Annotated in this window: 28 protein-coding genes and 2 pseudogenes; 27 read left to right on the top strand and 3 right to left on the bottom strand. The window is 54.4% G+C overall.

Translation table 11 applies throughout. The features are described from left to right. Positions 1 to 157 precede the first annotated feature (157 nt). Positions 158 to 1,528, bottom strand: a complete 1,371-nt coding sequence (locus C1N60_RS06325) for an AAA family ATPase (RefSeq protein WP_394521539.1) — start codon at positions 1,526 to 1,528, stop codon at positions 158 to 160. Between the two features lie 242 nt (positions 1,529 to 1,770). Here C1N60_RS06325 and C1N60_RS06330 point away from each other — a divergent pair, with 242 nt between their 5' ends. Further along, positions 1,771 to 2,187, top strand: a complete 417-nt coding sequence (locus tag C1N60_RS06330; protein WP_241799010.1) for an antiterminator Q family protein — start codon at positions 1,771 to 1,773, stop codon at positions 2,185 to 2,187. Positions 2,188 to 2,280: 93 nt separating this feature from the next. Here C1N60_RS06330 and C1N60_RS06335 read toward each other — a convergent pair whose 3' ends face one another. Next, the gene (locus C1N60_RS06335; RefSeq protein ID WP_394521540.1) at positions 2,281 to 2,823 is read right to left on the bottom strand and encodes a hypothetical protein; all 543 of its coding nucleotides are present in this window, start codon (positions 2,821 to 2,823) and stop codon (positions 2,281 to 2,283) included. A 149-nt stretch (positions 2,824 to 2,972) separates the two neighbouring features. Between C1N60_RS06335 and C1N60_RS06340 the strand changes: the two genes are divergently transcribed. The 22 genes and pseudogenes from C1N60_RS06340 (at position 2,973) to C1N60_RS06445 (ending at position 19,564) form a co-directional block, all read left to right on the top strand. Further along, positions 2,973 to 3,308 carry a phage holin, lambda family gene (locus C1N60_RS06340; protein ID WP_315654633.1) on the top strand — a complete coding sequence of 112 codons (336 nt, stop codon included), beginning with the start codon at positions 2,973 to 2,975 and terminating at the stop codon, positions 3,306 to 3,308. Then, entirely contained in the window at positions 3,295 to 3,714 is a 420-nt protein-coding gene (locus tag C1N60_RS06345; RefSeq protein ID WP_315654631.1) for a structural protein, read from the top strand. The genes C1N60_RS06340 and C1N60_RS06345 overlap by 14 nt, the downstream gene beginning before the upstream one ends. Before the next feature lie 329 nt (positions 3,715 to 4,043). Beyond that, complete coding sequence (locus C1N60_RS06350; protein ID WP_315654629.1) at positions 4,044 to 4,430, top strand: hypothetical protein; 387 nt, start codon at positions 4,044 to 4,046, stop codon at positions 4,428 to 4,430. Positions 4,431 to 4,725: 295 nt separating this feature from the next. Then, positions 4,726 to 5,298, top strand: coding sequence for a BRO family protein (locus C1N60_RS06355; RefSeq protein ID WP_394521541.1), 573 nt, complete (start codon positions 4,726 to 4,728; stop codon positions 5,296 to 5,298). Continuing rightward, positions 5,295 to 5,591, top strand: coding sequence for a hypothetical protein (locus C1N60_RS06360; protein ID WP_315655132.1), 297 nt, complete (start codon positions 5,295 to 5,297; stop codon positions 5,589 to 5,591). The genes C1N60_RS06355 and C1N60_RS06360 overlap by 4 nt, the downstream gene beginning before the upstream one ends. Before the next feature lie 168 nt (positions 5,592 to 5,759). Then, entirely contained in the window at positions 5,760 to 6,296 is a 537-nt protein-coding gene (locus C1N60_RS06365; protein ID WP_136546088.1) for a DUF1441 family protein, read from the top strand. Continuing rightward, positions 6,296 to 8,267 (top strand): annotated as a pseudogene (locus tag C1N60_RS06370) (phage terminase large subunit family protein); the annotation flags it as partial. The gene C1N60_RS06365 and the pseudogene C1N60_RS06370, both read left to right, overlap by 1 nt. A 124-nt stretch (positions 8,268 to 8,391) precedes the next feature. Continuing rightward, positions 8,392 to 8,604, top strand: a complete 213-nt coding sequence (locus C1N60_RS06375; protein ID WP_136546090.1) for a hypothetical protein — start codon at positions 8,392 to 8,394, stop codon at positions 8,602 to 8,604. Next, complete coding sequence (locus C1N60_RS06380) at positions 8,604 to 10,109, top strand: phage portal protein (RefSeq protein WP_211145566.1); 1,506 nt, start codon at positions 8,604 to 8,606, stop codon at positions 10,107 to 10,109. Before C1N60_RS06375 ends, C1N60_RS06380 begins: the two co-directional genes overlap by 1 nt. Positions 10,110 to 10,122: 13 nt before the next feature. Beyond that, positions 10,123 to 12,102 carry a ClpP-like prohead protease/major capsid protein fusion protein gene (locus C1N60_RS06385; protein ID WP_394521737.1) on the top strand — a complete coding sequence of 660 codons (1,980 nt, stop codon included), beginning with the start codon at positions 10,123 to 10,125 and terminating at the stop codon, positions 12,100 to 12,102. 73 nt (positions 12,103 to 12,175) lie between these two features. After that, a complete protein-coding gene (locus C1N60_RS06390) occupies positions 12,176 to 12,496 on the top strand; it encodes a DUF2190 family protein (RefSeq protein ID WP_264251247.1) in 321 nt (106 codons plus the stop codon). 25 nt (positions 12,497 to 12,521) lie between these two features. Further along, positions 12,522 to 12,809 (top strand): ATP-binding protein, encoded by a 288-nt coding sequence (locus C1N60_RS06395; protein ID WP_264251250.1) that lies wholly within the window; start codon positions 12,522 to 12,524, stop codon positions 12,807 to 12,809. Then, positions 12,772 to 13,332: a phage tail protein gene (locus tag C1N60_RS06400; RefSeq protein WP_394521542.1), complete on the top strand. Its 561-nt coding sequence runs from the start codon at positions 12,772 to 12,774 to the stop codon at positions 13,330 to 13,332. Before C1N60_RS06395 ends, C1N60_RS06400 begins: the two co-directional genes overlap by 38 nt. Further along, positions 13,329 to 13,727, top strand: a complete 399-nt coding sequence (gene gpU, locus C1N60_RS06405) for a phage tail terminator protein (protein ID WP_394521543.1) — start codon at positions 13,329 to 13,331, stop codon at positions 13,725 to 13,727. Before C1N60_RS06400 ends, gpU begins: the two co-directional genes overlap by 4 nt. 9 nt (positions 13,728 to 13,736) lie before the next feature. Then, positions 13,737 to 14,207, top strand: a pseudogene (locus C1N60_RS06410) (phage tail tube protein); the annotation flags it as partial. A gap of 53 nt (positions 14,208 to 14,260) precedes the next feature. After that, positions 14,261 to 14,656: a phage minor tail protein domain-containing protein gene (locus C1N60_RS06415; protein ID WP_264251259.1), complete on the top strand. Its 396-nt coding sequence runs from the start codon at positions 14,261 to 14,263 to the stop codon at positions 14,654 to 14,656. A gap of 8 nt (positions 14,657 to 14,664) precedes the next feature. Continuing rightward, on the top strand, positions 14,665 to 14,970 hold the full coding sequence (locus tag C1N60_RS06420) for a phage tail assembly protein T (RefSeq protein ID WP_394521544.1): 306 nt from the start codon (positions 14,665 to 14,667) through the stop codon (positions 14,968 to 14,970). Positions 14,971 to 15,184: 214 nt separating this feature from the next. Then, complete coding sequence (locus tag C1N60_RS06425; protein WP_394521738.1) at positions 15,185 to 17,527, top strand: phage tail tape measure protein; 2,343 nt, start codon at positions 15,185 to 15,187, stop codon at positions 17,525 to 17,527. Then, entirely contained in the window at positions 17,527 to 17,856 is a 330-nt protein-coding gene (locus tag C1N60_RS06430) for a phage tail protein (RefSeq protein ID WP_394521545.1), read from the top strand. Before C1N60_RS06425 ends, C1N60_RS06430 begins: the two co-directional genes overlap by 1 nt. A 10-nt stretch (positions 17,857 to 17,866) precedes the next feature. Further along, positions 17,867 to 18,568 carry a phage minor tail protein L gene (locus C1N60_RS06435; RefSeq protein ID WP_394521739.1) on the top strand — a complete coding sequence of 234 codons (702 nt, stop codon included), beginning with the start codon at positions 17,867 to 17,869 and terminating at the stop codon, positions 18,566 to 18,568. After that, a complete protein-coding gene (locus C1N60_RS06440) occupies positions 18,568 to 18,924 on the top strand; it encodes a C40 family peptidase (protein ID WP_394521740.1) in 357 nt (118 codons plus the stop codon). Before C1N60_RS06435 ends, C1N60_RS06440 begins: the two co-directional genes overlap by 1 nt. Further along, a complete protein-coding gene (locus C1N60_RS06445; RefSeq protein ID WP_394521546.1) occupies positions 18,911 to 19,564 on the top strand; it encodes a tail assembly protein in 654 nt (217 codons plus the stop codon). The genes C1N60_RS06440 and C1N60_RS06445 overlap by 14 nt, the downstream gene beginning before the upstream one ends. Before the next feature lie 34 nt (positions 19,565 to 19,598). Here C1N60_RS06445 and C1N60_RS06450 read toward each other — a convergent pair whose 3' ends face one another. After that, positions 19,599 to 20,033, bottom strand: coding sequence for an Arc family DNA-binding protein (locus tag C1N60_RS06450; protein ID WP_264251272.1), 435 nt, complete (start codon positions 20,031 to 20,033; stop codon positions 19,599 to 19,601). Between the two features lie 123 nt (positions 20,034 to 20,156). Between C1N60_RS06450 and C1N60_RS06455 the strand changes: the two genes are divergently transcribed. From C1N60_RS06455 to C1N60_RS06470, 4 genes are all read left to right on the top strand, one after another. Next, positions 20,157 to 20,324 (top strand): Arc family DNA binding domain-containing protein, encoded by a 168-nt coding sequence (locus tag C1N60_RS06455; RefSeq protein ID WP_394521547.1) that lies wholly within the window; start codon positions 20,157 to 20,159, stop codon positions 20,322 to 20,324. Between the two features lie 73 nt (positions 20,325 to 20,397). Next, the gene (locus C1N60_RS06460) at positions 20,398 to 20,994 is read left to right on the top strand and encodes a BRO-N domain-containing protein (RefSeq protein ID WP_394521548.1); all 597 of its coding nucleotides are present in this window, start codon (positions 20,398 to 20,400) and stop codon (positions 20,992 to 20,994) included. A 58-nt stretch (positions 20,995 to 21,052) separates the two neighbouring features. Next, complete coding sequence (locus C1N60_RS06465; RefSeq protein WP_394521549.1) at positions 21,053 to 21,844, top strand: ORF6N domain-containing protein; 792 nt, start codon at positions 21,053 to 21,055, stop codon at positions 21,842 to 21,844. A gap of 93 nt (positions 21,845 to 21,937) precedes the next feature. Continuing rightward, entirely contained in the window at positions 21,938 to 25,366 is a 3,429-nt protein-coding gene (locus C1N60_RS06470) for a phage tail protein (RefSeq protein WP_394521550.1), read from the top strand. Positions 25,367 to 25,580: the final 214 nt, after the last annotated feature.

Below are 25,580 nucleotides of genomic sequence, written 5' to 3' on the forward strand. Positions count from 1 at the left end.
TATTCAGCCCGGATGCCCTACATCTGGCTGACCCGGATTTGAATAAGGGAGTGACTGTTCTCTATTTATGGTGGCATTTGGGGGATGTTTTGACCGGGTTCAGCCTGATTATGCCTGAACCCCTGCTGGCCCGGAACGACAAACAACTGGCGTAATCTCAGGACCGGTTTTTCAGCTGTCTTTGCTCACGACGGTACAACGTATTTTCTACAGGTGTCAGCGGTTGGTAAGACGCCGTACGGTAAGAGACGGCCTGCGCAGAGGGCTCGTTTGCGGTGAACCGACGGTCAAAATCCAGTGTTACACCATTAAGTTCAGCCATCATCCTGACGTAACCCCTCAACATATTTTCTTTAAATCGAAAACAGCCTTTTCTTCCCTTAAGGGCAGGGATAATGACCCGCCCGAACGCCTGCGTTTTCAGCTTTGAAAACTGTCTGTCAAACTGCTTACTCTCAAGCTGGCTGTAGCCACGTGCCTCACAGATATGATGGTATGAGTTAAAGATGGTTTTCTTTTCCCGCTGCAGATCGCCAGTGTCAGCCATCGCCCACAGCATATGGTGAAAATACTCTGCACGACAGTGAGTTGCCTGAACATAATCGTATTTCAGTGTTTCTGCCACTGAGCTCACTGCGTCCCTCAGTCCCTCCAGAAACAACGTCTGATCAATCTGCTTTACCTCTTCCTCTCTGGAGAAAGCGCACTTGAGTATTTTTTCGCAAAGCAGATGAACATAGTGCGGATAACCGTCACTGAGACCGGAAATTTTGAATTTCACATCCTGACTGAGAGTGAGGCCAAATTCACCAAATGCTCTGTCGATAATTTCATCCCTTCCACTCAAGGACAATGCCTCAAGTGGCGTCTGGTGGATCTGGCGTTCACTGGACAGGTGTCCGCCAATCAGTGAGTGTAGAGAATCACTGATGCCCGTAAAGATAAGCTTAAGACTCAGGTTCTGATCGCCCAGGGCTTTTATAAGCCGCCCGAAATTCTGCCTTTCCTCAATACTTGCTATCTGGTCGAATTCGTCAATCACAATGTGCGGCACGGGTGAGTGCTTGCCTGACAGTCCGGACAGCGCCATCACCGCAGACGAGACAGAATTCACCTCATGCACGACGGGCTTTTCTGTTTTCTTCTGCTGTGCGGACAGGCCTGTCTCCATCAGGTTGACACTGGCACCCCATGTGGTTTCAGACACCAGCTCTGCGGAGACTTTTGCTTTGAGCAAAATGTCTTTCACAATGGAGCTGAGCGTAGAGCCAGACTCGCAGCCGACAATTATGGGGTCATTATGCGTCTGAAGCTTTACTGCCACCGTCTGTGCCAGCGAAGTTTTCCCCACGCCACGGTCACCATAGATGAATACGTGGCGACCATCGACATAAAGGGCTGCTTCGATTTCATGGACCTGTTTTTCACGACCGAAAAGCATTTCGTAAGAGGAAATGGGGGCCGAGGGACGGATGACTTTATTGAGTTTCTCGTAAAATTCCTGACAAGATAAATTCTGTATAGACATCAGTATTCCTTCAGAGAAATCAGGGGTTAACACAATTCATAATATTTTCAGGTAACCGGACAACACCGGAGTCTGTTAACAAGGCGCACATCAGAGTTCGATGCATTGTATCCCTGACGCGCTTTTTTAAAAGGACTTTGCTGTTGTACGTTGTGTGAGATAATTCAGGCCTTTAAGTAAGGATTAAATCACGCGGTAATCTGGCGTCCATTTTTACCCTCCATTTCAATCCGGGAGATAACATGCGCGATATTCAGCAAGTGCTTGAACACTGGGGAGCCTGGGTTACAAATAACCCGGAAAAAATATCTTGGTACAGGGTTGCAGCCGGATTTACCGGGCTCTTTCCAGATAAGGTGATCTCACGCCCTCAATGTTGTGATGAGGATGGGCTGATAATCAGTCGTTGTGTCGCTAAACTTTATGCCAGAAATGCAGACCTCCATGACCTGCTGGTGGACTATTACATTCTTGGCCATACCTTCCTCTCGCTGGCGAGAAAACATCACTGTTCAGACGGACACATCGGAAAGAAACTACAGAAAGCCGAAGGCATTATTGAGGGGATGCTCGTCATACTCGATGCGCCACTTGAAATGGACCGGTTTGTACACCGCGTGCCGGACGCTTATTCCTGTGAACCCGCTTTACGTACGTAAAAGTCTGCGTATTCTTTCAGCATCGGTTTATCAGCTTCACGCATTGCAACCGGATTAATGTTGAAAAGCAAGCGTCCTGGCGCTTGCCTCAAATTACTTATTTTCCGGTGAAGCGACTGCGGTAAAGATATGCCAGGGGTGTAAGTGAAGTTTGTCACAGGCTATACGGTGATCGCCGTGTTTTCGCAGCATAATAAGCTCGCGCGTCAGAGTCAGGAGCTCATGCTTCAGATTCATGCTTGAGGGCAAAACTAATTGTCTCCTGATATCTGCAAAGAGATGCAGGCTACGGGCGGTGCAACAGGACTGTGCCTTTTCAAGCGAGTCTGAATACGTGAAATCTGCAGCGTCCACACGCTTGATTCCGTAGACGTAATCAAGTTCGTCGAAATCCGGTAGCAGTTCGGTCTCGTCGACTTCCACTTCGAACACTGAAAGAAAATTGTCCCTGCGGAACACGGCCTCTTTGTTAGCCACGTATATCGCATAACCAATATTATCCGTCAGGTAGACGAGGCCATTCGTTGTGGGGAAGGGAGATGATTCATCGTAAGTCCGTTTAATTTCGTGAAGAATTTTTTCTGAGCTGATAATGCTCTGCGAGGCACTGAATGATGTGCCGTTATAAAGACGCATTGTTTACCCTGGTTGGCTTTTGTCCGGTTTTTTTAACCGGGTATCGCATGCTGCGCAACATAACAAAGCCAAAACAGGATGCTATGCCATAAACGCCTGCTTATGCAGGCGTTTCTTTTACAGATCCCGGTCAGTCAGGAGGAGAATCAATGCACAACAATCTGAACGGCTGGCCAGCTTTAGAAGCGCTGATACAAAGCTGGTGGCGGGGAGAAACGCCTGTTGGGGCTATTCTGCTGGCGATGATTATGGCTGTGCTGCGTATCGCTTATACCGGCGGAGGCTGGAAAAGAATGATCCTCGAAGGTCTGCTGTGTGGTGCGCTGACATTAACCGTCGCCTCAGGACTGACTTATCTCGACTGGCCACGAACGGCAACCATCGCGATCGGCGGCGCTGTCGGGTTCATCGGGGTAGATTCCCTGCGCGCTTTTGCCTTGCGTTTTATCAATAATCGTCTCGGTGATAAAAATGAAAGCGAATAATGCCCGCGGGATTCGTAATAATAATCCCGGCAACATACGATGGGGAGATCACTGGCGGGGACTCGTTCCGCAGTTACAGCAAACAGACAAAGCGTTCTGCCAGTTCGTCAGCCCGGAATACGGTATTCGGGCCATGATGATGATTCTGAAACGCTATCAAAAGCAGCATGGTCTCAATACGATCGCGGGTATCATTCATCGCTGGGCACCGCCAGAAGAGAATGACACTCAGGCCTACATAAATAGCGTGGTTACAGTGACCGGCATTCCTGCACACAAGCAAATTGACGTAACGGACAGCGCAACGATGTTGAAACTTGTCCAGGCCATTATCGTTCACGAAAACGGATATCAGCCATACGATGCTTCAGTGCTTCAAAGGGCAGAGAAACTCGCACATGAGTAATCTGCGAAATCCCTTTCTGTGGTTCATTTTCCTGGCGATGGGCTTATCTGGCCTGCTAGCGAGTGAGCCACTGTGACGTAAATACTTTCAGACATAGCTATACATAACGAAGCCCCGGGGTGCTGGAACACCACGGGGCTTCTGCTTTCCAGCGTTACACCACTAACGATGAACATAGGTGAACTATAAACGAATTATGTTGAGGTTAACTATGAAAAATGGTCTCGAACCGGAAGCACCAGATAACCCTAAAATAACTAAAGCGGCTGCCTTCGCAATTCGCCTTATATCGATTTCTATCTTCATATGGGCTATACGCTGGTGGTGAAGTGAACAGATGCCTGTCCAGCTTGCTCTTTATTTTTATTATTATTCTCAGTTGGGCTACCGACCATTTTCATAATGGAATGCTCCAGGCTCAAAAGGCAGAGCATGTCGCCCGTAAAGAACAGCTGAAATCTCAGTCCGTCCTTAAGAGCACATTGGCAGCAGTCACACTATTTCAGGATATAGCCCGTATCACGCATGAAGACAGGCGAAGCAATTTTGCTGAAAGCGAGAAGCGCATTATCCGTATCAGGAAGGAGATGCAAGAAGATGCCTGTGCTCACCATCCTGTGCCTGCCGCTGTTGCTGACCAGTTGCGCGCGCACAGAGACAGAATTCGTGCCCACTCAAGTGGTACCAATCCCGCCGCAATTGCTGGTGGACTGTGAAATTCCTGATATCCCAGAGCCCATGACATACGGTGACAGTCTGGAGCTGAATGAAAAGTTTCTTACTGTCATTGAGAACTGCAACCTGGATAAGGCAGCGATTCGGAAAATTGAAGAAAGTCGGGCCTCGCAATAGCAGGGCTCTACTTCTCCATCAATAAATCCATGCGCCTCGTACGCGCAGCTATTAACCCAGAGCCTACAGAAAAGTGAGCCTGAGAGATCCCGTATAGGTGCGGACCTCTCTGGGGCGGTTTCTCTGTGCGACAGGCTCACTTTTCTGTAGGTATCCGAAATGAATGAACTGACATTTAACAATCACAGTGTCGTGCCATTTGATAACGGTGACGGGAAAATCTGGTTCACGGCTGATCACCTCGCTGAGTTGCTGGGATACAACGATGCTAAACAGGTAAACAAAATCTTTCAGCGCCATGAAGCCGAGTTTTCAAACAGCATGACAATGCGGACCAAAGTGACGAAGAATGGAATAAACAATAGCTTACGTGAAATTTCGGTAAGGCTGTTTTCTCCACGTGGTGCTCATCTTATTGGCATGGTGTCACGTACCAAAGTCGCTAAGGAATTGCGTATCTGGCTGCTGAACTTGGCAGAAAAAGAGTCCGGTATTGAGTTAGGGCAACTCCCTGTTAACGAACTTGCCAGCCTCACGCGGCAGAAACTTCACGATGCGATAGCAGTGTTTGACCAGAAATCGTTCACCTTACGGGGGCAGCGCGGCAGTGGACTCATGGCGCAGCGTAAGCGCGATATCAAACGAGTGAAAGAAGCGACGCGTTTGGCTCTTAGTCTTACGCAGATGGTCATTCCGGATCTGGGCGAGTTTTCTCTGGAGGAGACATCATGAATCTGACGCCGGCTCAGTTTCTGGAGAAACACATCATCTCGGAGCTCACCCGTCAGGGCTTCGCCAGTAACGTCGCAAATATCGGTGCGCGCGAGGCGCTGAAATTTTACCGTCGCGCTGGCTCGTGCGGAGGAAAAAATAAGATATTCGACGAATGTCTGAGCGTGGCGAAAGCGTGGGCGGTTAAAAGTCAGGGCAAAAAGAAAAATGATCCCCCGCTGCGCGCTGAACCTGCGGGTCCTCCCGGCGGAGTACCCTGTCCACGAGGCGGCGGCCCCGCGGAAAACGGCTGATTTTTGCATTTTCATGGTGGCGGCGGCAGGTCTCTTAACTCTATGAAAATAATGAATAATTTTTAATATCACCTGTACACTTTTTTTATGGGGGTGTCATTAGACCAGTTCGTAATATCATGAATTTACTTAATAAAATTGGTTTTCACCTGCCAGGTTGAGCTGCCTATGTCGAATGTAAGTGGAATCGGTGATGCTTATCACTGGAGCGTGTTCAAGATCGCAGAAGCTTTCGGACTGCACCGTGACACCGTAAAAAAGCGCCTCTTCGCCGCCAACATTCCGGTGGCTGCGACAGCCAGGGGTAATCCCGTATATGCGCTGCAGCATGTCGGACCGGCCCTGTTCGGCGTGAAGTGTGAAACCGCTGACTCCGTTCATGATCCGTCCCGGATGGAGCCGAAAGAGAGAAAGGACTGGTATCAGTCAGAAAATGAAAGGATCAAGCTGGAAAAAGAGCAGCGCAAACTCATCCCTGTGGATGAAGTGGTCGTTGTTTATTCGTCAATGAGAAAGGCTGTCGTGCAGGTTCTGGAGACTATTCCGGATATTCTCGAGCGCGATTGTGCCCTTTCACCACAGGCTGTCAGCGTCGTACAGAAATCAATCGATGACCTGCGGTATACCCTCCAGGAAAAATCATATGAGGCTTGTGCTGCGGAGTTAATGCCGGGCGATCAAGGAGAAAGCCACGAGGAGGAATAATGAGTTTTTCATCAGCCCGAAATTCTGGCAGGGACATCGCGGCAGGGTTTTCCCCACCACGTCGCATGCCGGTTTCAGAGGCTGTGAGAAAATTCATGCGTGTTCCCAAAGGTGCCGGTAACTCGGTTCCCTGGGAGCCAGAGCTGACCCCTTATATCATCGAACCGATGAACTGCCTGACATCGCGTGAATATGATGCGGTGATTTTTGTCGGTCCGGCCCGTACCGGAAAAACGATCGGCCTCATTGACGGCTGGATTGTTTATACGATTGTCTGCGATCCCTCAGACATGCTCGTCGTGCAGATGACGGAGGACAAGGCCCGGGAACATTCTAAAAAGCGCCTGGACAGAACCTTCAGAAGCAGCGCAGCGGTCAGGAAAAGAATGAGTCCCCGCCGCAACGATAACAATGTCCACGACAAGACGTTCAGAGACGGCTCATTTCTTAAAATCGGCTGGCCTTCAGTGAATATTCTGTCGTCGTCGGATTACCGGTTTGTCGCGCTGACCGATTACGACCGCTTTCCGGAGGATATCGACAGCGAGGGGGACGGCTTCTCTCTTGCATCCAAACGAACCACGACCTTTATGTCTGCTGGTATGACGCTGGTGGAAAGCTCACCCGGCCGGGATATCTGCGATACAAAATGGAAAGCCTCAACCCCGCACGAAGCGCCGCCCTCAACCGGGATACTGTCACTGTATAACCGGGGCGATCGCCGACGCTGGTACTGGCCCTGCCCACACTGCGGGGAATACTTTCAGCCAGAAATGGCCAATCTCATGGGCTATCACGATGATATCGACCTGGTGCGGGCCAGTGAGGCTGCACGTCTGCAGTGCCCGGCCTGTCAACACATCATCCCCCCGGAGATGAAACGGGAACTGAATATCCGCGGGGTCTGGCTGAGGGATGGCGAGGCGATTAATCGCGACGGGAACGTGACCGGGGAGGGGCGTCAGTCGAGGATTGCTTCATTCTGGATGGAGGGACCGGCGGCGGCCTATCAGACCTGGGCACAACTGGTTTTTAAATACCTCACTGCTGAACAGGACTACCAGAAAACGGGTAGCGAAGAAACGCTCAAAGCGGTCGTCAACACTGACTTTGGCCGGCCTTATCTTCCCCGGGCTGCGTTTGAACAGCGCAGGGGAGAGCTTCTGGAACAGCGGGCTGAGGAGATCCCCGAGCGAACCGTTGCGGACGGAGTGAACTTTCTGGTGGCAACCGTGGACGTTCAGGGCGGCCGGCATCGTCGGTTCGTGGTACAGGTTACCGGCTACGGCAGCATGGGAGAACGGTGGATCGTTGACCGGTATAGCCTCCGCCATTCGCAGCGCTGCGACGACGGAGGAGAAAGCTGCCGCCTTGATCCTGCCAGTTACCCTGAAGACTGGGATCTGCTTATCCCGGATGTGCTGCACAAAACCTGGCAGCTGGCCGGCGACCCTTCAAAGCGCATGTCACTCATGGCGATGGCGGTGGACTCCGGCGGTGAGGATGGCGTCACTGATAATGCGTATCGGTTCTGGCGTAAATGCCGCCGGGAGGGCGAGGGGAAGCGGGTTTACCTGTTTAAGGGCGACAGCCACAAGCGGGAAAAGCTGATCACCCGGACCTGGCCTGACAATACCGGGCGTTCTGCCCGGCGGGCAAATGCCGCCGGCGATGTTCCCCTCTACCTGCTCCAGACGGATGCGCTCAAGGACCGCGTCAACAACGCGCTGTGGCGCGACGCGCCGGGACCAGGTTATGTCCATTTCCCGGCGTGGATCGGCAGCGGGTTTTATGACGAGCTCACCTATGAAGAGCGCACGCCTGATGGCCGGTGGCGTAAACCGGGGCGCGGAGCCAATGAAGGATTTGACCTCCTTGTCTATGCCGAGGCGCTGGTGATGCTGCATGGGTACGAAAAAATCAAATGGCCTGATGCTCCTTCATGGGCGCGCCGGGAAACCTGGATTGAAGAGAGTGAGACCGATAGCGCTGCGGAACGAGAGGCTTCCCGCCTGAATAACCGCGTCCACACATCCTCATCAGGCACGACGACCGATATGACTAACAATCCCTGGATTACAAACGGAGGCTGGGTATGAACCAAGGCGATGTGGAAGCCATGATCCGTGCTTATACCGAGGCAGAAATTGCCGTTCTGGGCGGCAAAACTATCATGCTGAACGGGCAGTCCATGACCATGGAGAACCTGACAGCGATTCGTGACGGGCGGCAGGAGTGGGAACGCCGTCTGACCCGATTGCTTGAGAAGCGCACCGGGCAACCAGACTATCGCCTGGCGAGGTTCTGATGTCGCTTCTGGATCAGGCAATCGGCTTTTTCTCGCCGTCGTGGAAGGCCGCCAGGCTGCGTGCCCGCATGCAGATCCGCGCCTATGAGGCCGCGACCCCCTCGCGAACGCACAAAGCCAGACGCGAAACGCGCTCCGCCAACCAACTCAATCAGGCCGGTGCCATTTCCCTCCGTCAGCAGGCCAGAGCGCTGGATGCAAACCACGACCTGGTGATTGGGATACTGGACAAGCTTGAAGAACGCGTGATTGGTTCAAGAGGCATCATCGTGGACCCCCATCCGCTGCTTAAAAACGGTCGGGTGGCGACAGAGCTTGTTAAATCCATTCGTAAAAAATGGGCTGAGTGGTCACTTCGGCCTGATGTCACCGGTGAGTTCTCACGGCCGGTGCTGGAGCGTCTGATGCTGCGCACCTGGCTCAGGGACGGGGAGGTTTTTGCTCAGATAGTGAGCGGACATGGAACAGGGCTTAGCGCTGACGGTGGGGTACCCTTCTGGCTTGAGGCGCTTGAGCCCGATTTCGTGACCATGAACTCCGATCCCGCCACCGGTCTGATTCAGGGCGTCTGGCTAAACGAATGGGGTAAGCCGCAAAAGTACCAGGTCTATAAAAACCTTCCCGTCAGCGGTTTGCTGTCGGATACCAAAGACGTGCCCTCTGACACCATGCTGCACCTTAAATTTTCACGGCGCCTGCACCAGGTCAGGGGCATTACTCTGCTGTCCGGCGTAATGATCCGCCTGAGCGCCCTGAAAGATTACGAAGAAAGCGAACTGGTCGCGGCGCGCATTGCTGCTGCGCTGGGCATGTATATCAAAAAGGGTGATGGTCAGGACTATTCAGACAGCCTGAGTGACAGCGGTGAGCGTGAACTGACTATCCAGCCGGGCATGCTTTATGACGACCTTCGTCCGGGGGAAGAGATTGGCATGATCCGCTCAGACCGTCCCAACACCAGCCTTGAGTCATTCCGTAATGGCCAGTTACGGGCGGTGGCGGCGGGTACACGTCTGAGCTTTTCCAGCACTGCCCGCAATTACAGCGGGACATACAGCGCACAGCGGCAGGAGCTGGTGGAGTCTACCGACGGGTATCTCATCCTTCAGGACTGTTTTATTGCGGCCATCACGCGGCCGGTTTATCGCGCATGGCTGAAGCAGGCGGTTGCGGCGGGCGTCATTAAGCCGCCATCCGATATTGAGCTTTCCACACTATATGACGCCATTTATTCGGGTCCCGGCATGCCCTGGATCGATCCGGTGAAAGAGGCGACAGCCTGGAAAATTCAGATACGGGGTGGGGCGGCAACCGAATCCGACTGGGCACGGGCATGCGGCCGTAATCCTGATGAGGTTAAACGCCGCCGCAAAGCGGAAGTTGATGAAAACCGAAAAGAAGGGCTGGTGTTTGACACTGACCCGGCAAACGACAAAGGAGTCAGCAGTGACCGAGAAAATAAAGCCGATAAGCCAGCGTCAGGCGATACAGGCGAAGAAGACTGAATCCTGGTTCTGGATGGCCGCAAGGGGCGAAGCTGAGGCAGAGATTTATATCTATGACGAAATCGGTTTTCAGGGGGTGCCGGCAAAACAGTTTATCAGTGACCTCCAGGCGCTTGGCGAGATCAAACATATCACCCTTCATATCAACTCGCCGGGTGGCAGCATTTTTGAAGGGATCGCCATTTTCAACGCCCTTAAATATCACCCTGCTGCGATTACGGTTCATGTCGACGGCGTGGCCGCGTCGATGGCTTCCGTTATCGCCATGGTCGGCAATCCGGTCATCATGCCGGCGAACAGTTTCATGATGATCCACAAGCCCTGGGCCGTCGCGGGCGGCGACGCCGATGACATGCGTGATTTTGCCGAACTGCTGGATAAGACAGAGGCTGTGCTTATTCCGGCGTATGCCGCAAAAACCGGGCTGTCCCGGGAGGTTATCGCCGGGATGCTGAAAGAGGAAACCTGGATGGACGGAACCCAGTGTGTCTCGCTGGGGTTCGCTGACCAGTTGGTGCCCGCGGTTCAGGCCATGGCCCACATTGATTCAAAACGTATCGAGGAGTACGAAAAAATGCCAGAAAACCTTCGCACTATGCTGACGCCCCCGCAAAACAGCGTGGCGCACGAGCCTGCTCAGCCCGCACCCCAGACCGTTTTAAATGAAACGGGGTTACGTGAGCAGTTTCTGGAAGAACAGCGTGCGCGCGCAGGGGCGCTAAACGATCTGTTTGGGATGTTTGGCGATAAATATCAGGCACTGCAGACAGCGTGCATCGCCGATCCGACGTGCACGCTTGAGCTGGCACGAGAGAAGCTGCTGAATCAGATGGGCAAAGACAGTACCCCCTCAAACAAATCAGCCGCAACTCACATTTATGCTGGCAACGGTAACTTCACCGGGGACGGCATCCGACAGGCTATCATGGCGCGGGCCGGTCATGAGCCGCTTCAGGCGGATAATCCCTACAACGCCATGGCGCTTCGCGAACATGCACGGCTGTCTCTGACTGAGCGTGGATTTGGTGTGGCGAGTTATAACCCGCTGCAGATTGTCGGGCTGGCGTTTACGCACAGCACGTCCGATTTTGGCAATATCATGCTTGATGTGTCCGGCAAGTCCCTTCTTCAGGGCTGGACGGATGCACCGGAAACGTTTGAAGAATGGACCAAAAAAGGACAGCTGTCCGACTTTAAAGTCGCACACCGTGTGGGGCTGGGTGGCTTTCCTTCTCTGCGTCAGGTTCGCGAAGGTGCAGAGTACAAATACGTCACGACCTCTGACAAGCAGGCAACGATTGCACTGGCCACCTATGGTGAACTGTTCAGCATTACCCGGCAGGCCATCATTAATGACGATCTGAGCATGCTGACTGACGTCCCCATGAAGCTCGGCCGCGCAGCGAAAGCCACTGTGGCGGATCTGGTGTACGCCATTCTGACCACGAACCCGCTACTTTCGTCAGACAGCCTGCCGCTGTTTGACGAGGCACGCCATGCCAACATGCTGGAAAAAGCCTCAATGGATGTGATTTCTCTGGATAAGGCCCGTCAGTTGATGCGCCGTCAGAAGGAAGGCGAACGCCATCTCAACATCCGTCCGGCTTTCGTGCTGGTGCCAACCGCCATGGAGTCCACGGCCAGTCAGGTCATCCGCTCAACGTCTGTCAAAGGTGCTGACACCAACGCTGGCATCATCAACCCCGTACAAAACTTTGCGACGGTCATTGCCGAACCCCGTCTGGATGACGCCAGCCAGAGCACGTTCTATCTGGCTGCAGCAAAAGGCTCGGACACGATTGAGGTCGCTTACCTTAACGGTGTGGATACGCCATTTATTGACCAGACTGAAGGCTTCACCTCGGATGGTATTACCACGAAAGTACGCATCGATGCTGGTGTGGCACCGATTGACTATCGCGGACTGGTGCAGTGCGTTGCCCCTGTAGTTGACCCTGAAGTTAACCCTAAAGTTAATCCTAAAGTGGCGTAACGCTCTGCGTGCCCGAAAGGGCTTTTTTTTATGTCTGAAATCCGGTCCTCAGGGACCGTGAAGGAGAATCAGTATGGCAAAGAACTATCTGCAGGACGGTAAAACGCTGACGTTCATCGCAAAAGAAGACTATAAAAGCGGCGATATGGTGCAGGTGGGAGATCGTGTTGTTATTGCCGTCACCGATACGCCAAAAGGGTGTGCCGGCACCGGCCTGGCGGAAGGGGTTTTCATCCTGCCAAAACAAAAGGATGTCGCCATACAGGCCGGAAAACCTGTCTCCAAACTGGGCCAGCAGGTTGTCGCCGCTAAAGCGGATGGTACTGTGCCGATCGGTACCGCCTGGGAAAACGCCAGTGATAAGGCGGTCATGGTAGCCGTTAAGCTTGGATAACCGGGTAAAAAGTCTGGCTGACAGAATGGACCGTGTTACTGCACGCCGGTTTGGTCAGCCGGTGGTGATTAACGGACGGGCAATGTGTGCAGCCGAACACGCCTTTACGGCTGACATGGGGCCATTGTGCGGCGAGGGGCTGTCACTCATTGTTTTCGACAGGGCTTATGAGCCCGGGCGGCACGACAGGGTTGAATGGCAGACAAAACGCTGGAGGGTGACCCGCTGGCAGCTTTACAACAACAAACCGCAGATCTGGCTGGAGGAGGAGAACGATGCAGGGACTGAGGCAGGCGATGATGAACCTGCATGAACTCGATCGTCAGCTGGTGCCCCGGGCCCTGGTGCAGGCGGTAAACCGCGTGGCGCGCCGCGTCATTACGCGCAGTACTCGCCAGGTCGCAAACGAGACCGGCGTGCCTCAGAAGCTGATCAGGCAGCGCGTCCGACTCCGGCTGGCCACGGCCAGTCATGCAGCCCCCTCTGCACGGCTGCTGATTAATCGTGGCAATTTGCCCGCAATCAGTCTGGGCGCAGCCCGAATGCAGCTGTCCCGGCGCAAGACAGCGACCGGCCGGCACGGCAGCGTGCTGAAAATCGGGCGGTTTACTTTCCGGAATGCATTTATACAGCAACTGGCTAACGGCCGCTGGCATGTCCTGCAGCGGACCGGCCGCAGTCGCTATCCGGTTCAGGTCGTAAAAATCCCGCTATCCGGGCCTCTGACCGAACGTTACCAGAAAGAAAGCCAGCAGCTGATGAAAACGGACATACAGGCAGAGCTGGCTGGCGCGCTCAGACAGCAACTGAGGCTATATGTCAGGAAAAGAGTGTGAAAAAACACGCTGAAATCAGGCGCACGTTTACGGATGCGCTTAAGTCCCACATCCGCGGGGCGGCCTTTTATGATGGCCGCCCCGTTTTTATTGATGAGAAAGAACTGCCTGCTGTGGCGGTGTATCTCTCAGACGCGCGCTACAGCGGGAGCTACCTGGATGCAGAAACCTGGCAGGCCACGCTGCATATTGAGGTATTCCTGCGGGCAACCCAGCCGGATACGGCACTCGATGAGTGGGTTGAATGCCATATTATGCCCGCGCTCAGTAGCGTGCCGGCGCTGTCGTCCGTCATCGATGCGCTGATGCCGCAAAGTTATGACTGGCAGCGTGACAGCGAGATGGCAAGCTGGGGATCAGCCGACCTCACTTATCTCATTACCTATCAGATGTAAGGAGCCCTTATGGCCACACCTAATCCACTTGCGTCGGTGAAAGGCGCAGGGACCACTTTGCTGATTTTTACCGGCAATGGCGATGCCACGGCTAAACCGCTGGACGATAACGGCTGGACGCGGCTGGCGCAGATCCGCGAGCTTCAGCCTGGCGAAATCAGCGCGGAAAGTTACGACGATACCTGGCTCGACGATCCGAATGCCGACTGGAAAGCCACGGCGCAGGGCGAGAAGTCGGCCGGCGAAGCCAGCATCACGCTTGCCTGGAAACCCGGTGAGCAGGGACAGAAAGATTTACTGAGCTGGTTTCACAGCGGGGAGGTGCGCTATTACAAAATCCGCTATCCGAACGGCACGGTTGATCTGTTCCGGGGCTGGGTCAGCAGCCTGGGCAAGACGATTCCGGCAAAAGAGGTCATCACGCGAACCATCAAAGTAACGAACAGCGGCCGTCCTGTTCTGGCAGAGGAAATTTCGCAGTCGCCCGAACCTGTGCCACATTCTGACAATAACCATGAGAATGGAGGACTGTGATGTTTCTGGAAAAGACCGTGTTTCATTACGGGCCTGAGCAAATGGAGTTATCTGAACTCACAGCGCTGCAGCGCGCCGAGTTTTTTGATTTTTTTGCCAGTTCTGACGTGGTCAAAGACAAGCTCCTCACTGACGCGGCCCGGAACGCAGCCCTTGTCAGGCTCAATACGGAGTCGTATGCCTGGCTTGTCTCCCGCGCGATCTGGAACTGTCATCGTGAGGCGGACGTTAACGATATTTATCAGGGGATCCTGGCCGACTGGCCCGAAAAGGCGCTGTGTCTGGCTGCGGAAACGGTGATGGTTCTCAGCGATCTCAACGGGGATGGAAAGCCGGCCGAGCCATCCGGCCCCGGGGAGGAGGACGTGAAAGTAAAGCCGATGGACGGGAGCTGAAATTTATCATGTTTCTGGCCCATGAGTTTCGCCGCCCTGACTGGCGCCGGATGCTGAGCGAGATGACGTCTTCTGAACTCGCAGACTGGCAGCGTTATTTTGCCGCGGTGCCGTTCAGCCATCGCCTGCTGGATGCGGAATTTGCGGCGCTCAGCAGCACAATGGTGGCGCTCGCCACTGGCGAATGCGGACTGACTGCAGAAGATTTCAGCCTGCTCAGTCGCTCTGAAACGGGTGACCTCATGACTGATGACATGTTGATGAGCGTGGCCGAGTCCATGGGAGGAGAACGCCATGTCCCAGCAGATTGCTGATCTTGTCGTAAACCTTGGGGCTGAGACTGCCCGGTTTCACGAGCAAATGGGCCGGGTCGAACGCCAGTTGAAAAACGCGGGGCAGCAGGCCGGGCGCACTGCGCAGCAGGTTTCCTCCGCTTCACGCGCTGAAGTGCAGGCCACGCAGGCAAAAGCCCGCTTTCTCAGCCAGCTCAAGGCACAGCTGGCCACACAACGGCTTTCACGTGAGGAGATGCTGAGAACGCGCGCGGCACAGCTGGGGCTGGGCGACGCGGCGGAAATCTATATCCGTAAGCTGGAGTCGGCCCGTCAGAAAACGCACTCTCTTGGACTGGAAAGCGCGGCGGCGCGGCGCGAGCTTGGCGTGTTGTTTGGCGAAATGGCGCGGGGCAATTTTGGGGCACTTCGTGGCTCCGGCATTACGCTTGCGAATAATGCCGGATGGATAGAAAAGCTGATGACCCTACGCGGTCTGAGCATAGCCGGGATGGTGGGCGGTATTGCCGCTGCTGTCTGGGGACTGGGGAGAGCCTGGTATCAGGGTAGTCAGGAAGCAGAGACCTTTAACAGGAAGCTTATCCTCACCGGCCACTATGCCGCCCGGACAACCTCAGCGCTTCAGGCGATGAGCCGCTCTCTGGCGGGCAACGGTATTACGCAGCATGACGCGGCTTCTGTGCTGGCGGAAGTCACCGGCTCGGGTTTATTTAACGGGCAGCACCTCCGGCAGGTCGCTGACGTCGCGGCCCGTCTCAAAACGGTGACCGGGCAGGCCACCGAAGAGACTATCCGGCAGTTTGCGCGGCTTCAGGATACACCCGTCACTGCTGTCCGGGAACTGGATAAATCCCTCCACTTTCTGACTGCCACTGAACTCGAAAGCATCTCCCGACTGGCTGAACAGGGACAGGAAACCGAGGCGGCTACACTTGCGATGGATCGTTACGCCGACACGCTGCGTCTTCGCAGCGATGAGGTGGCGCAGCACCTTGGCACGCTGGAAAAAACCTGGAAATGGCTGGGAGAGACTGCCGCAGGGACCTGGGATGCCATGCTGGGCATCGGGCGCGAACGTTCACTTGAGGACCAGATTGCCGCACTGAACGCAAAGATCCACGCTGGTGGACGGGCACTGGGCAAAGCCTGGGTTCCGGTGACGCAGCAGGACAGGGATCGGCTGTCCGGGCTTGAAGAACAGAAATTTCAGCGTGACCTGAAGGCCGCGCGGGACAAAGCCGCACAGGATGAGGAAATCCGTAAAAAACGCCGTTTCGATGCTGACCAGACTCTGAAAAAACAGTACGAAACGGAAGAGGAAAAACACCAGCGCGCGCTGTCAGTTATTCGCCACTCGTGGGCGTCACGCGAGGTCAAAGAGGAGGCGATGCGCCGTGAAAAACAGCGCTATGACTCGCTTGCTGCAGGCCGCCGAAAAGGGCGGGGCATACCTCAGCCGTCCGCGGCAGCCCTCGCAGGCGAAAGGGCGCAGGCTGACATGCTGGCACTGCAGGCCCGACTACAGGCTCTGAAGACGCATCAGGAAGCCGGTATTGTCAGCCAGCAGCGTAAAGACCTCTGGGCCTCCCAGGCGAAATTTCATGTTCTTGAGGAAGCCGCACAAAAACGCCAGCTGACCCATGAGGAAAAATCCCTGCTTGCCGGTAAAGCCGGCGTCCTGCTTCAGCAGGAAAAACTGGCCGTGATGGGGGATGAAGTTGCGCTTCAGGAACGCATGAATCAGCTTCAGGTGCAGGCTGGAAAATTTACGGAGCAGCAGCGCACGCGGCAGGCGGAAATCGCGGCGCTTGAACACGGTCTGTCGGCACGTGAGGCGCAGCAGCATGCCAGCGTTACCCGACTCGGTGCTAACTATGCAGAGGCACCAGATATGCTCGCTGCGGTGCTAAAGGCGCAGCAAAAAACCTGGCAGGCGGAAGAAAAGCTGCGGGCTGACTGGCTGGCGGGCGCAAAAGGCGCGTGGGCGGAGTACCGTGATGCGGCACTCGATGCCAACAGCCAGGTAAAACAGGCGTCATCCAGAACGCTGGATGGGCTAAGTACACAGCTGAGTACCCTGCTGACCGAGGGGAAGACCGGTTTTCGCGACTTTACCCGAAACATTCTGAGCATGCTCACCCAGATCCTGATGAAAATGACGCTGGTCAGGGGCGTGGATTTTTTCGCCGGACTGCTTAAGCAACATGCGTTGTCATTTCATGCGCAGGGGGGCGCTTTTCATTCTCAGGGGCTTCGCGCCTTCAGCGGAACGGTGGTGCGTACCCCCACACTGTTTGCTTTTGCTCAGGGGGCAGGCGTCATGGGTGAAGCCGGACCGGAAGGCATCTTTCCCCTGCGTCGCGGGGCTGACGGTAAGCTTGGCGTGGTGGCCAGGATGACAGCAGCCGGTCTGAAATACGCCCCCACCTTTAACGTGACCATTCACAACGATGGCCGCAACGGGCAGCTCGGGCCGGAGGCCGCCAGAATGATGTACGAGATGGGGCGTCAGGGCGCGAAGGATTTCTTCCTGCAGCAGCAGCGTGACGGCGGCATGATGAGCGGAGGCCGTGGGTGATGGAAACATTTGGCTGGAAGGTCAGGCCGGGCATGCGTACAGCGCGTGAGCCGCGTGTAAAGACCATCCGTTTTGGTGACGGGTATGAGCAGCGGCGCGCAGAGGGCCTGAATGCGATGCAAAGCCGCTACACCATTATGTTGTCAGGTCCTCACACCGCTATGCAGGCGGTGGAGGGTTTTCTTACCCGGCACAAGGGAACCCAGGCTTTTCAATGGCAACCCCCCGGCCAGCCGGCAACCGGCATCTTTGTCTGCCGGAGCTGGTCAATCGTAAGGCTGGCAACGCGTACGGAATTAACCGGCGAATTTGAACAGGTTCCTGCATGAGGTAACAGTGATGAATACCCTTCCTCCTCAGACTCTGAGCGAACTGATTCGGACAGCGCCCTCTGCCCGGATCGATCTGTGGGAAGCCGATCTGACTGCGACAGGCGGCAGGCGCTATTTTTTCTGCAACGAGCAGAACGAATGTGGCAAAGCCGTTCTCTGGCAAAAGCGGCGCTACCGTCCTTATCCCGTCAGAATCGAAGAGAGCAGTATGAACGGCAGGGGAGCGGCTGCACGGCCGTCACTCGTGGTGTCGAATCTGTATGGGATCGTGACCGGGCTGGCTGAAGCGCATCAGAGCCTGGTGGGGGCAACCGTCATACGTCGTGTCGTCTGCGCGCGTTTTCTGGACGCCGGGAATTTCAGGCTCGGCAATCCCTTTGCCGATCCGCAGCAGGAAGTGGTCAGCCGGTATATCATTGAGCAACTCGCTGAACTCACTTCCCTTACGGCCCGGTTCATTCTGGCTGTGCCGACGGAAACCGATGGCCTGGTGTGTCCCGGGCGCATCATGCTGGCCGACCTTTGCCCGTGGGAATATTTGTCAAAAGACTGTGGGTATACCCGGCCAAGTGATGAACACAAGCCTGTGCAATCCACCAGCAATGACACGCCTGATCACTGTGGTAACTGTGCGGCAGGTTGCCGGCAACGAAATAATATCGGGCGCTTTGGCGGTTTTCTCTCACTGAACGCTTACTCTGCAGAATGATGTCGACACAAAATGCAGCCTCCGTCGGGCACCTGTCAGAGGCTATCTTCGCTCACGCCCGGGCGTGTCATCCACAGGAGTGTTGCGGTCTGGTCATCCTGACACCGGACGGCTGCCAGTACCGCCCCTGCGTTAACGCATCCCCGGAGCCTAGCCGGCATTTTCTGATTACGCCTGAAGAGTATCTGAGCATTTCTGCTGCCGGCACGATCATCGCGCTGGTTCACAGCCATCCACACGGGCCACCTGAACTGAGCCCTGCGGACAGCGCCGCGATGAGGCACAGTGCCTGCAGCTGGTGGCTGGTCTGCGGTAACAACATCTATTGTTTTGGAGATGAAAATGCACCCAGCTGAATATCCCCCCGAAAGAACGCGGCCAGTAAGGGTATGCCTCTACGGCAGTCTGGCCAGGTCTGGCAGGCGCATTGACCTGCATGTGTCAACCGCTGCAGAAGCGCTGCATGCACTGGTGATGCAGTCCGGTGAGTTCAGACGCCTATTCAGCGAAGGACTTTATCAGGTGCGTATTGCCGGCAGCGATGCGGATGCTGACACGCTCCATGCCCGCCTGCACGAAACGCTTCCGGATGGCGCAGTGATTCATCTGGTACCCCGGCTGCAGGGCGCTTCCCGTCGCGGCCTGCTTCAGCTGTTTGCAGGCGCTGCACTCATTGCGGCGTCATTTATTCCAGGCCTGAATGCGTTTGCCTGGACAGTGGGCGCGACAACGCTTTCGCTGAGCGGAGCGGCTTTTTCGCTGGGTGCCAGCCTGATGCTGGGTGGCGCCGCTCAACTGCTGGCACCCCGACCGGCGGGCGCATCGGCCATGAATGACAAAAGTACCTGGTTTTCAGGCACAGATAACATGACGGCACAGGGCGCGCCAGTACCTGTTCTGTATGGGGAAATGCGGGTGGGGTCTCGCGTGATATCTCAGGAAATTGCCACCCGGGATATGAGCGGAGAGGGAAAAGTGATTGTTATCGGTCACTGAAGATCGCCCGCACAGGTCGGATTGTTGTTAGTAGCTATTTCTTTGGGATTTCTACCATAAAACCATCAACAGTCCAACTTGACTGACTAACTTCATAGCCAAGTGATTGCAGACGTTTAAAAGTCTGATCAAAAACTGTCACAAAATCTTCTTCACTCAAGCCCTCGAGATCCAGATCAGTCAAGCTGACATGGAATGAAGTATGGCCTATGCGAATTTTCTCGTTAATCACAGCAAATGTACGCTTAAAGATGATGTTAGAAAGTTCATCCTTTGCTCGGCTAACGACTGCAAGAGCATCCTTAGCGGATATGAGCTCATCTTCGGGCAACTCGTCTAGGAAACTTGAATCTAATCGGAAAACAATTTCAGCGTTTAAGGAGCGATTGTTTTCTCTAGAGGCTTCTTCAATTTTTTCCTTTAATTCAGCAGGAAGCCTGATTCTGAATTGCGGATCTTCACGACTCATTCTAACTCCAGTGTTAGAAGAAATTAGCAACTTTAAAAATTATGCCCCACGGTGGGGTTGACATCAATGACGCACGGTGTGACACTTGTTTCGTCCCACGGTGGGGCATAAAGGAGAGTAATCATGGAAAAAGCTAAAAATATGTACCAGCGGAAGATTCGCATCCCTGATGACATCAAGCGTGCAATAGAAGTAAATGGCGAGCAGCAGAGTCGTCAGTTTAACACTGAGGTGATTTATCAACTGAGAAAGGCATATGGACTAATAGGTGGGAAAAGTGCTGAGGCTTGAAAATGGCGAAACCCCGCAGTGCTCGAACACTAACGGGGCCTCTATCGTTAACCCAACTTGCGGAAAGATTAACATGAACATTGTAGCCAAATCAGATCTCAACTTCCACGGCATTCAACTGCAACCTGTTGCAAATTTAAATGATATTTGGCTTTCATCTGCTGATGTAGCTAAAGCACTTCATTACAACAGCACCAAGTCTGTCACCAACCTGTTTAACCAGTACAGCGATGAGTTTTCACCCGGAATGACAATGGTCATTGAATCAATGACCAATGGTATCAGCGGTACTTCGCGCCGAATGAAGGTTCGCGTGTTTTCTCTGCGTGGCGCTCATTTGCTGGCAATGTTCGCTCGTACCCCGGTCGCTAAGGAGTTCCGCCGCTGGGTGCTGGATATTCTGGACCGCGAGATTGCTGTTAAAGTGCCGGCTCAGTCAGCGCCAAGCGAGCGCGAACGTCACGCCTACAACGTGGAAGCTCTGGCTCACCATTATCAGGTCATGTATGAGGCATGGAAAACGCAGATTGAACCGGCACTACGCGCTATAGAATCGCCTCTTGCTGGACGTCTTTGTGACAGATTTCAGGATGGAAAGGTGTTTATGAGTTATGTGAAGCAGGGAGCTGAAAAGCAGTTAAAGGAAGGAGAAAAGGCAAGGATTCGCTAAAAAGAAAAACCGCCAGTGGCTGCTGGCGGGGTTCGTCAACTACTGATTGGAGTCTTACATGCAACAATCTTCATCGACTGGTTTCAATGTAGCAAAAACAAACCTGGCTGTCGATCCCCTAGGATTTCCCATCATTGAATGGGCTGGCGTAAGAGTGGTTACTACTGATTCCCTCGCAAAAGGGTATGGAACGGATGTAATCCGCATTCAGCAAAACCATATTCGTAATGAAGATCGATTCATCGACGGCGTGCACTATTTCAACGTCAAAGGCGCAGATCTTAAGGAGCTGAAGAACAGACTATCTTCAAGCGAGTCTGTTGGTAAAAATGCCCGCAGCCTAACTTTATGGACAGAAAAGGGTGCAGCTCGTATGTCCAAAATTGTCGACACCGACGAAGCATGGTCATTCTTTGAAAGGCTGGAAGATTCGTATTTCCGACCTCAGGCGGTGACCGCACTGCCGATGAGTTATGAGAAGGCGTTGGAAGATTTACTGGTTAAGGTGAAAGAGAACCGAATCCTGGCTGAGCAACGAGATCATGCCGTCGAAACGAAGGCGTGGATCGGCGAAAAGCGCGAGGCCACTGCAATGGCAACAGCCTCGGTTGAGAAGCGCCGAGCCAACGCACTGGCTGAGAAATTGGGTGAATGCAAAAAACATGCAACCATCAAGGCCGTGCAGCGCGTAACTGGAGAATCATTTAGCCACTGGCCTATGAAGAAGTGGTGCGCCGCCAACGGCCAATCCCCGAAAGATGTCCCGGACGAGACTTATGGCACTGTTAAATCTTGGCCTGCAGAAGCATGGAAGGCGGTTAACGACATCGACCTGAAAAGGATTTTCTGAACTACAAAAATTAAGTAGTTACCTACACAAAAAGTGTAGGTCTAACATTTCAACCCGCTTCGGCGGGTTTTTTATTTCTACAAGAGAGTCGTTATGAGCATTTTTCATCGTCACGAAAAAACGCCGCACGACAGACCCGACAACCTTCGATCATCTCAGGTCCTGAGTGTTATTGATGTGATCAGTGAGGGTCCCATTGTCGGTCCTGTCAGTGGCAACAAAAGCGTACTGGTTAACGGTACACCTGTTCTGGGATCGGATGGTCGGGTCAATATCCCCGGCGTCAGCATGCGTTTTCATGCCGGAACAGCGGATCAGCGGCCGCTGGGCGGATTTGAGGCCTCGACTCGGGAAACGCTGATCAATGCTGATGTGACCGCACTCAATCCCGTCACGCGCACGGTGGAGGGAAAAGACATTAACCGGCTTCGTCTGACGCTGGGCGTTCGCCAGCTCTTCTCGGTCAACAAGAAAGGCGAAACGCGTAATGCATCAGTGACCCTGAAGATCCTTATCCGGCATCCCGATAGCTCCAAAACGGAAAAGGAAATTACTGTGAAAGGGTGCACGCACGAGCCGTTTGCGTTCTCGGTCGTGCTCGAAAAACTGCCCCCTACGCCCTTTGACGTTTGCGTAACGCGCATTACGCCGGACAGTAAAGACACTCGCCTGCTCAATAAGACATTCTGGGCCTCATACAGCGAAATCACGGATGCCCGTCAATGCTATCCCAATACGGCCGTCGTGGGGCTGAAGATTGACTCTGACAAGTCAGGCAACCAGCGGGCGGACCGCAATTACCTGATGCGGGGACGCCTGGTCAGGGTGCCGAATAATTATAACCCCGTAACGCGCAGCTATGGAAAAGAAGCGTGGAGTGGGGACTTCATTGTAGCCTGGTCAGATAACCCAGCCTGGTGCCTCTATGACTTACTGACGCATCCGCGCTATGGCCTCGGTCAGCGTATGGGAATGGCGGACGTTGATAAGTGGGCGCTTTACAACATCGCACAATACTGTGATGGAAGCGTGAACGATGGATATGGCGGAAAGGAACCGCGCATCCGGTGTAACGCGTGGCTGACGCAGCAAAGAAAGGCCTGGGATGTCATCAGTGATTTCTGTGCCATGATGCGCTGCATGCCCGTCTGGAACGGTCAGCGCCTGACGTTTATTCAGGATGCCCCTTCAGATGTTGTCTGGACCTACACCAATGCCAGCGTGGCGGGCGGCCAGTTCCATTACAGCTTCAGCGCGCTGAAAGACCGCCATAACGCCGTCGAAGTGCGTTTTATCGATCCCCATAACAACTGGCAGCCGTCGGTTGAGCTGGTGGAAGACAGTGCGGCCATAAAGCGTTACGGACGCAACCTGCTGAAGATAGATGCCTTTGGGTGTACCAGCCGCGGGCAGGCACACCGGACCGGGTTATGGATCATCCAGACGGAGCTGCTGGAAACCCAGACCGCCGATTTTTGCGTGGGCGCAGAAGGGCTGCGCCATATTCCCGGCGACATCTTCGAAATCTGCGATAACGACTATGCCGGCACCACGGTCGGCGGCCGTATTGTGGATGTGGTACCGGAAACGAAAACCATCCGTCTTGACCGGCCCGTATCACTTTCAGGTGAGGGCGGGGCAACGCTTAATCTGATCAGCGAGTCTGGCGAGCCTTTTACTGTCAACGTGCACGGGCGTACTGAACACGACTGTGTGCAGGTGGATGCGTTACCCAGTGGGATGACATCGCTCAGCGTGTCACCCGGAAGCGTGTGGGGGCTTAAACAGCCTGCCCTGCGCAAGCGGCTGTTCCGCTGCGTGGCTATTCGGGAAAGCGAAAACGGGGGATATGCGGTAACGGCGCTGCAGCACTGCCCGGAAAAGCAGGCGCGGGTGGATGAAGGCAAATCCTTTTCGGCTGCCCCCACCAGCGTGCACGGAATGTTGCCGCCTGCTGTCCGGCATCTTCGCACCCGTGTGGACGTGTCATCCGGTCATATTCAGGCCACAGCGCTGTGGGATATCCTGCAGACAACCGGCAGCGTGCGCTTTGACGTGCGCGTGACGCGCGGCGAGAGCGCCTCAGGCCGTCTGGTTTTCCGCTGTGCAACCGAACGCCCGGAATGTCTGTTCACGCTGCCGGACGCCGGCCGCTACACGTTAACCGTCACCGCGATCGGTGATGCCGGGCAGAAAGGTGATCCAGCCTCGACCGGCATCACCATTGCCGCGCCCGAGCCACCCGTCTCCATCGACGTAACGCCGGGCTACTTTCAGGTCTCTCTGGTGCCGCATCAGGCGATTTATGACGGCACGCTGCGATATGAATTCTGGTATTCCGGAACCCGGCTCGCTGACGCGCAACAGGCCGAATCCCAGGCGCAGTATCTTGGAGAAGGACGCTGCTGGATAAAAGACGGCCTTATGCCGGGCAATGTTCACCATTTCTATATCCGTAGCGTGAACGCGCTGGGCAAATCTGCTTTCACTGAACAGTCCGCCAGTCCGAGCGACAAAGCGGACGATTATCTGGCGTTTTATAAAGGAAAAATCAGCGACACGCATCTTGACCAGAGCCTGCTGTCAACAATGACGCAGCTGTCAGAAGGTGCAGCAAGCATTGGAAAAATTGAGAAAAGCTGGAAAGACACGGAAGGGCGGCTGAACTCGCAATGGTCGGTCAGACTGGAGCAGATGAAAAACGGCCAGTATTGTATGACCGGCTTCGGCATGGGGATCGAGGAAAAACCCGAGGGGATGCAGAGCCAGATCCTGATGGCTGCCGATCGCGTGGCTTTCGTCAATCCGGCAAACGGGAATACCGTGCCTGCACTGGTCATTGAGCACAACGATATTTACTTCCGGGAAGCACTCATTAAGCATTTGCGTGCTGTCAGTCTGACCAGCGGTGGGTCACCGCCTTCATTCAGCCTGACGCCCGACGGGAAACTGGCAGCAAAGCAGGCTGATATCAGCGGTACCCTGCGGGCGACCGCAGGCGAGCTTGAGAAGGTTCGTATCAGAGACAGCTGCACCATCGAGGGTGTGCTGGATGCGAAACAGATTACTGGAGATATATATAATGTTCAGTCCGGTGGCGTAACCTTGCCGAAGGGTGTCTTTAGCTGGTCAGACAAAGCGGGAGAACATGTTTTGTTCAAAATTGCTGGCGAGACCTTTGATCGCATCTTTGAATCAAATCTGACGCTGACCGCAGAGTGCATAAAAAACCGGCAGGAGTTTAAGTTGATCATCCGGCATCATACAAAACCTGCCTTTTATGAAGATCATGTGCTTGCTTACGCTGATACCGGAAATAAAGGTAAATCACCTGGTATGAGTTACAAATTAAATGGCATCCGCTTGCCAGCGATCGGCCGTTCGCGTGTACATGAGATTATCATGGTCATTGGTAATAGTGGGCGTCGTGGAGGTGTTGTCTGTAAGGCCCCGCCCGGCGAGGTACCAAGGTTTACCGCTTACCGGGCCGGCCGGCAATTTGTCACGGGCGCTGAGCGATAATCATCGGCTGTGAACTGGTAACGTACGCTCTTCAGCGCGGGCGGCGCATGCCTGCTGTCGGGCGGCAGGATATCCGCAGCAGGGGAGTTGTTGCCGTCTGAAATGCGTGGCGACAGGTAAAAAAAAGCCCGAACGGATCGTCGGGCGGCATCAGGTCCGAGCCAGACCTCTCTGGTGTTGGCTTAGTCTCGTTGAGCAGCTTAATCCAGCCATA

This window comes from Pantoea sp. SGAir0184, from assembly GCF_043544755.1.

Excerpts from the sequence above, each read along its gene's own strand:
- C1N60_RS06325 (WP_394521539.1), bottom strand. The coding sequence starts at position 1,528 with ATGTCTATACAGAATTTATCTTGTCAGGAATTTTACGAGAAACTCAAT.
- C1N60_RS06330 (WP_241799010.1), top strand. The coding sequence starts at position 1,771 with ATGCGCGATATTCAGCAAGTGCTTGAACACTGGGGAGCCTGGGTTACA.
- C1N60_RS06335 (WP_394521540.1), bottom strand. The coding sequence starts at position 2,823 with ATGCGTCTTTATAACGGCACATCATTCAGTGCCTCGCAGAGCATTATC.
- C1N60_RS06340 (WP_315654633.1), top strand. The coding sequence starts at position 2,973 with ATGCACAACAATCTGAACGGCTGGCCAGCTTTAGAAGCGCTGATACAA.
- C1N60_RS06345 (WP_315654631.1), top strand. The coding sequence starts at position 3,295 with ATGAAAGCGAATAATGCCCGCGGGATTCGTAATAATAATCCCGGCAAC.
- C1N60_RS06355 (WP_394521541.1), top strand. The coding sequence starts at position 4,726 with ATGAATGAACTGACATTTAACAATCACAGTGTCGTGCCATTTGATAAC.
- C1N60_RS06360 (WP_315655132.1), top strand. The coding sequence starts at position 5,295 with ATGAATCTGACGCCGGCTCAGTTTCTGGAGAAACACATCATCTCGGAG.
- C1N60_RS06365 (WP_136546088.1), top strand. The coding sequence starts at position 5,760 with ATGTCGAATGTAAGTGGAATCGGTGATGCTTATCACTGGAGCGTGTTC.
- C1N60_RS06375 (WP_136546090.1), top strand. The coding sequence starts at position 8,392 with ATGAACCAAGGCGATGTGGAAGCCATGATCCGTGCTTATACCGAGGCA.
- C1N60_RS06380 (WP_211145566.1), top strand. The coding sequence starts at position 8,604 with ATGTCGCTTCTGGATCAGGCAATCGGCTTTTTCTCGCCGTCGTGGAAG.
- C1N60_RS06385 (WP_394521737.1), top strand. The coding sequence starts at position 10,123 with ATGGCCGCAAGGGGCGAAGCTGAGGCAGAGATTTATATCTATGACGAA.
- C1N60_RS06390 (WP_264251247.1), top strand. The coding sequence starts at position 12,176 with ATGGCAAAGAACTATCTGCAGGACGGTAAAACGCTGACGTTCATCGCA.
- C1N60_RS06395 (WP_264251250.1), top strand. The coding sequence starts at position 12,522 with ATGGACCGTGTTACTGCACGCCGGTTTGGTCAGCCGGTGGTGATTAAC.
- C1N60_RS06400 (WP_394521542.1), top strand. The coding sequence starts at position 12,772 with ATGCAGGGACTGAGGCAGGCGATGATGAACCTGCATGAACTCGATCGT.
- C1N60_RS06415 (WP_264251259.1), top strand. The coding sequence starts at position 14,261 with ATGTTTCTGGAAAAGACCGTGTTTCATTACGGGCCTGAGCAAATGGAG.
- C1N60_RS06420 (WP_394521544.1), top strand. The coding sequence starts at position 14,665 with ATGTTTCTGGCCCATGAGTTTCGCCGCCCTGACTGGCGCCGGATGCTG.
- C1N60_RS06425 (WP_394521738.1), top strand. The coding sequence starts at position 15,185 with ATGCTGAGAACGCGCGCGGCACAGCTGGGGCTGGGCGACGCGGCGGAA.
- C1N60_RS06430 (WP_394521545.1), top strand. The coding sequence starts at position 17,527 with ATGGAAACATTTGGCTGGAAGGTCAGGCCGGGCATGCGTACAGCGCGT.
- C1N60_RS06435 (WP_394521739.1), top strand. The coding sequence starts at position 17,867 with ATGAATACCCTTCCTCCTCAGACTCTGAGCGAACTGATTCGGACAGCG.
- C1N60_RS06440 (WP_394521740.1), top strand. The coding sequence starts at position 18,568 with ATGTCGACACAAAATGCAGCCTCCGTCGGGCACCTGTCAGAGGCTATC.
- C1N60_RS06445 (WP_394521546.1), top strand. The coding sequence starts at position 18,911 with ATGCACCCAGCTGAATATCCCCCCGAAAGAACGCGGCCAGTAAGGGTA.
- C1N60_RS06450 (WP_264251272.1), bottom strand. The coding sequence starts at position 20,033 with ATGAGTCGTGAAGATCCGCAATTCAGAATCAGGCTTCCTGCTGAATTA.
- C1N60_RS06455 (WP_394521547.1), top strand. The coding sequence starts at position 20,157 with ATGGAAAAAGCTAAAAATATGTACCAGCGGAAGATTCGCATCCCTGAT.
- C1N60_RS06460 (WP_394521548.1), top strand. The coding sequence starts at position 20,398 with ATGAACATTGTAGCCAAATCAGATCTCAACTTCCACGGCATTCAACTG.
- C1N60_RS06465 (WP_394521549.1), top strand. The coding sequence starts at position 21,053 with ATGCAACAATCTTCATCGACTGGTTTCAATGTAGCAAAAACAAACCTG.
- C1N60_RS06470 (WP_394521550.1), top strand. The coding sequence starts at position 21,938 with ATGAGCATTTTTCATCGTCACGAAAAAACGCCGCACGACAGACCCGAC.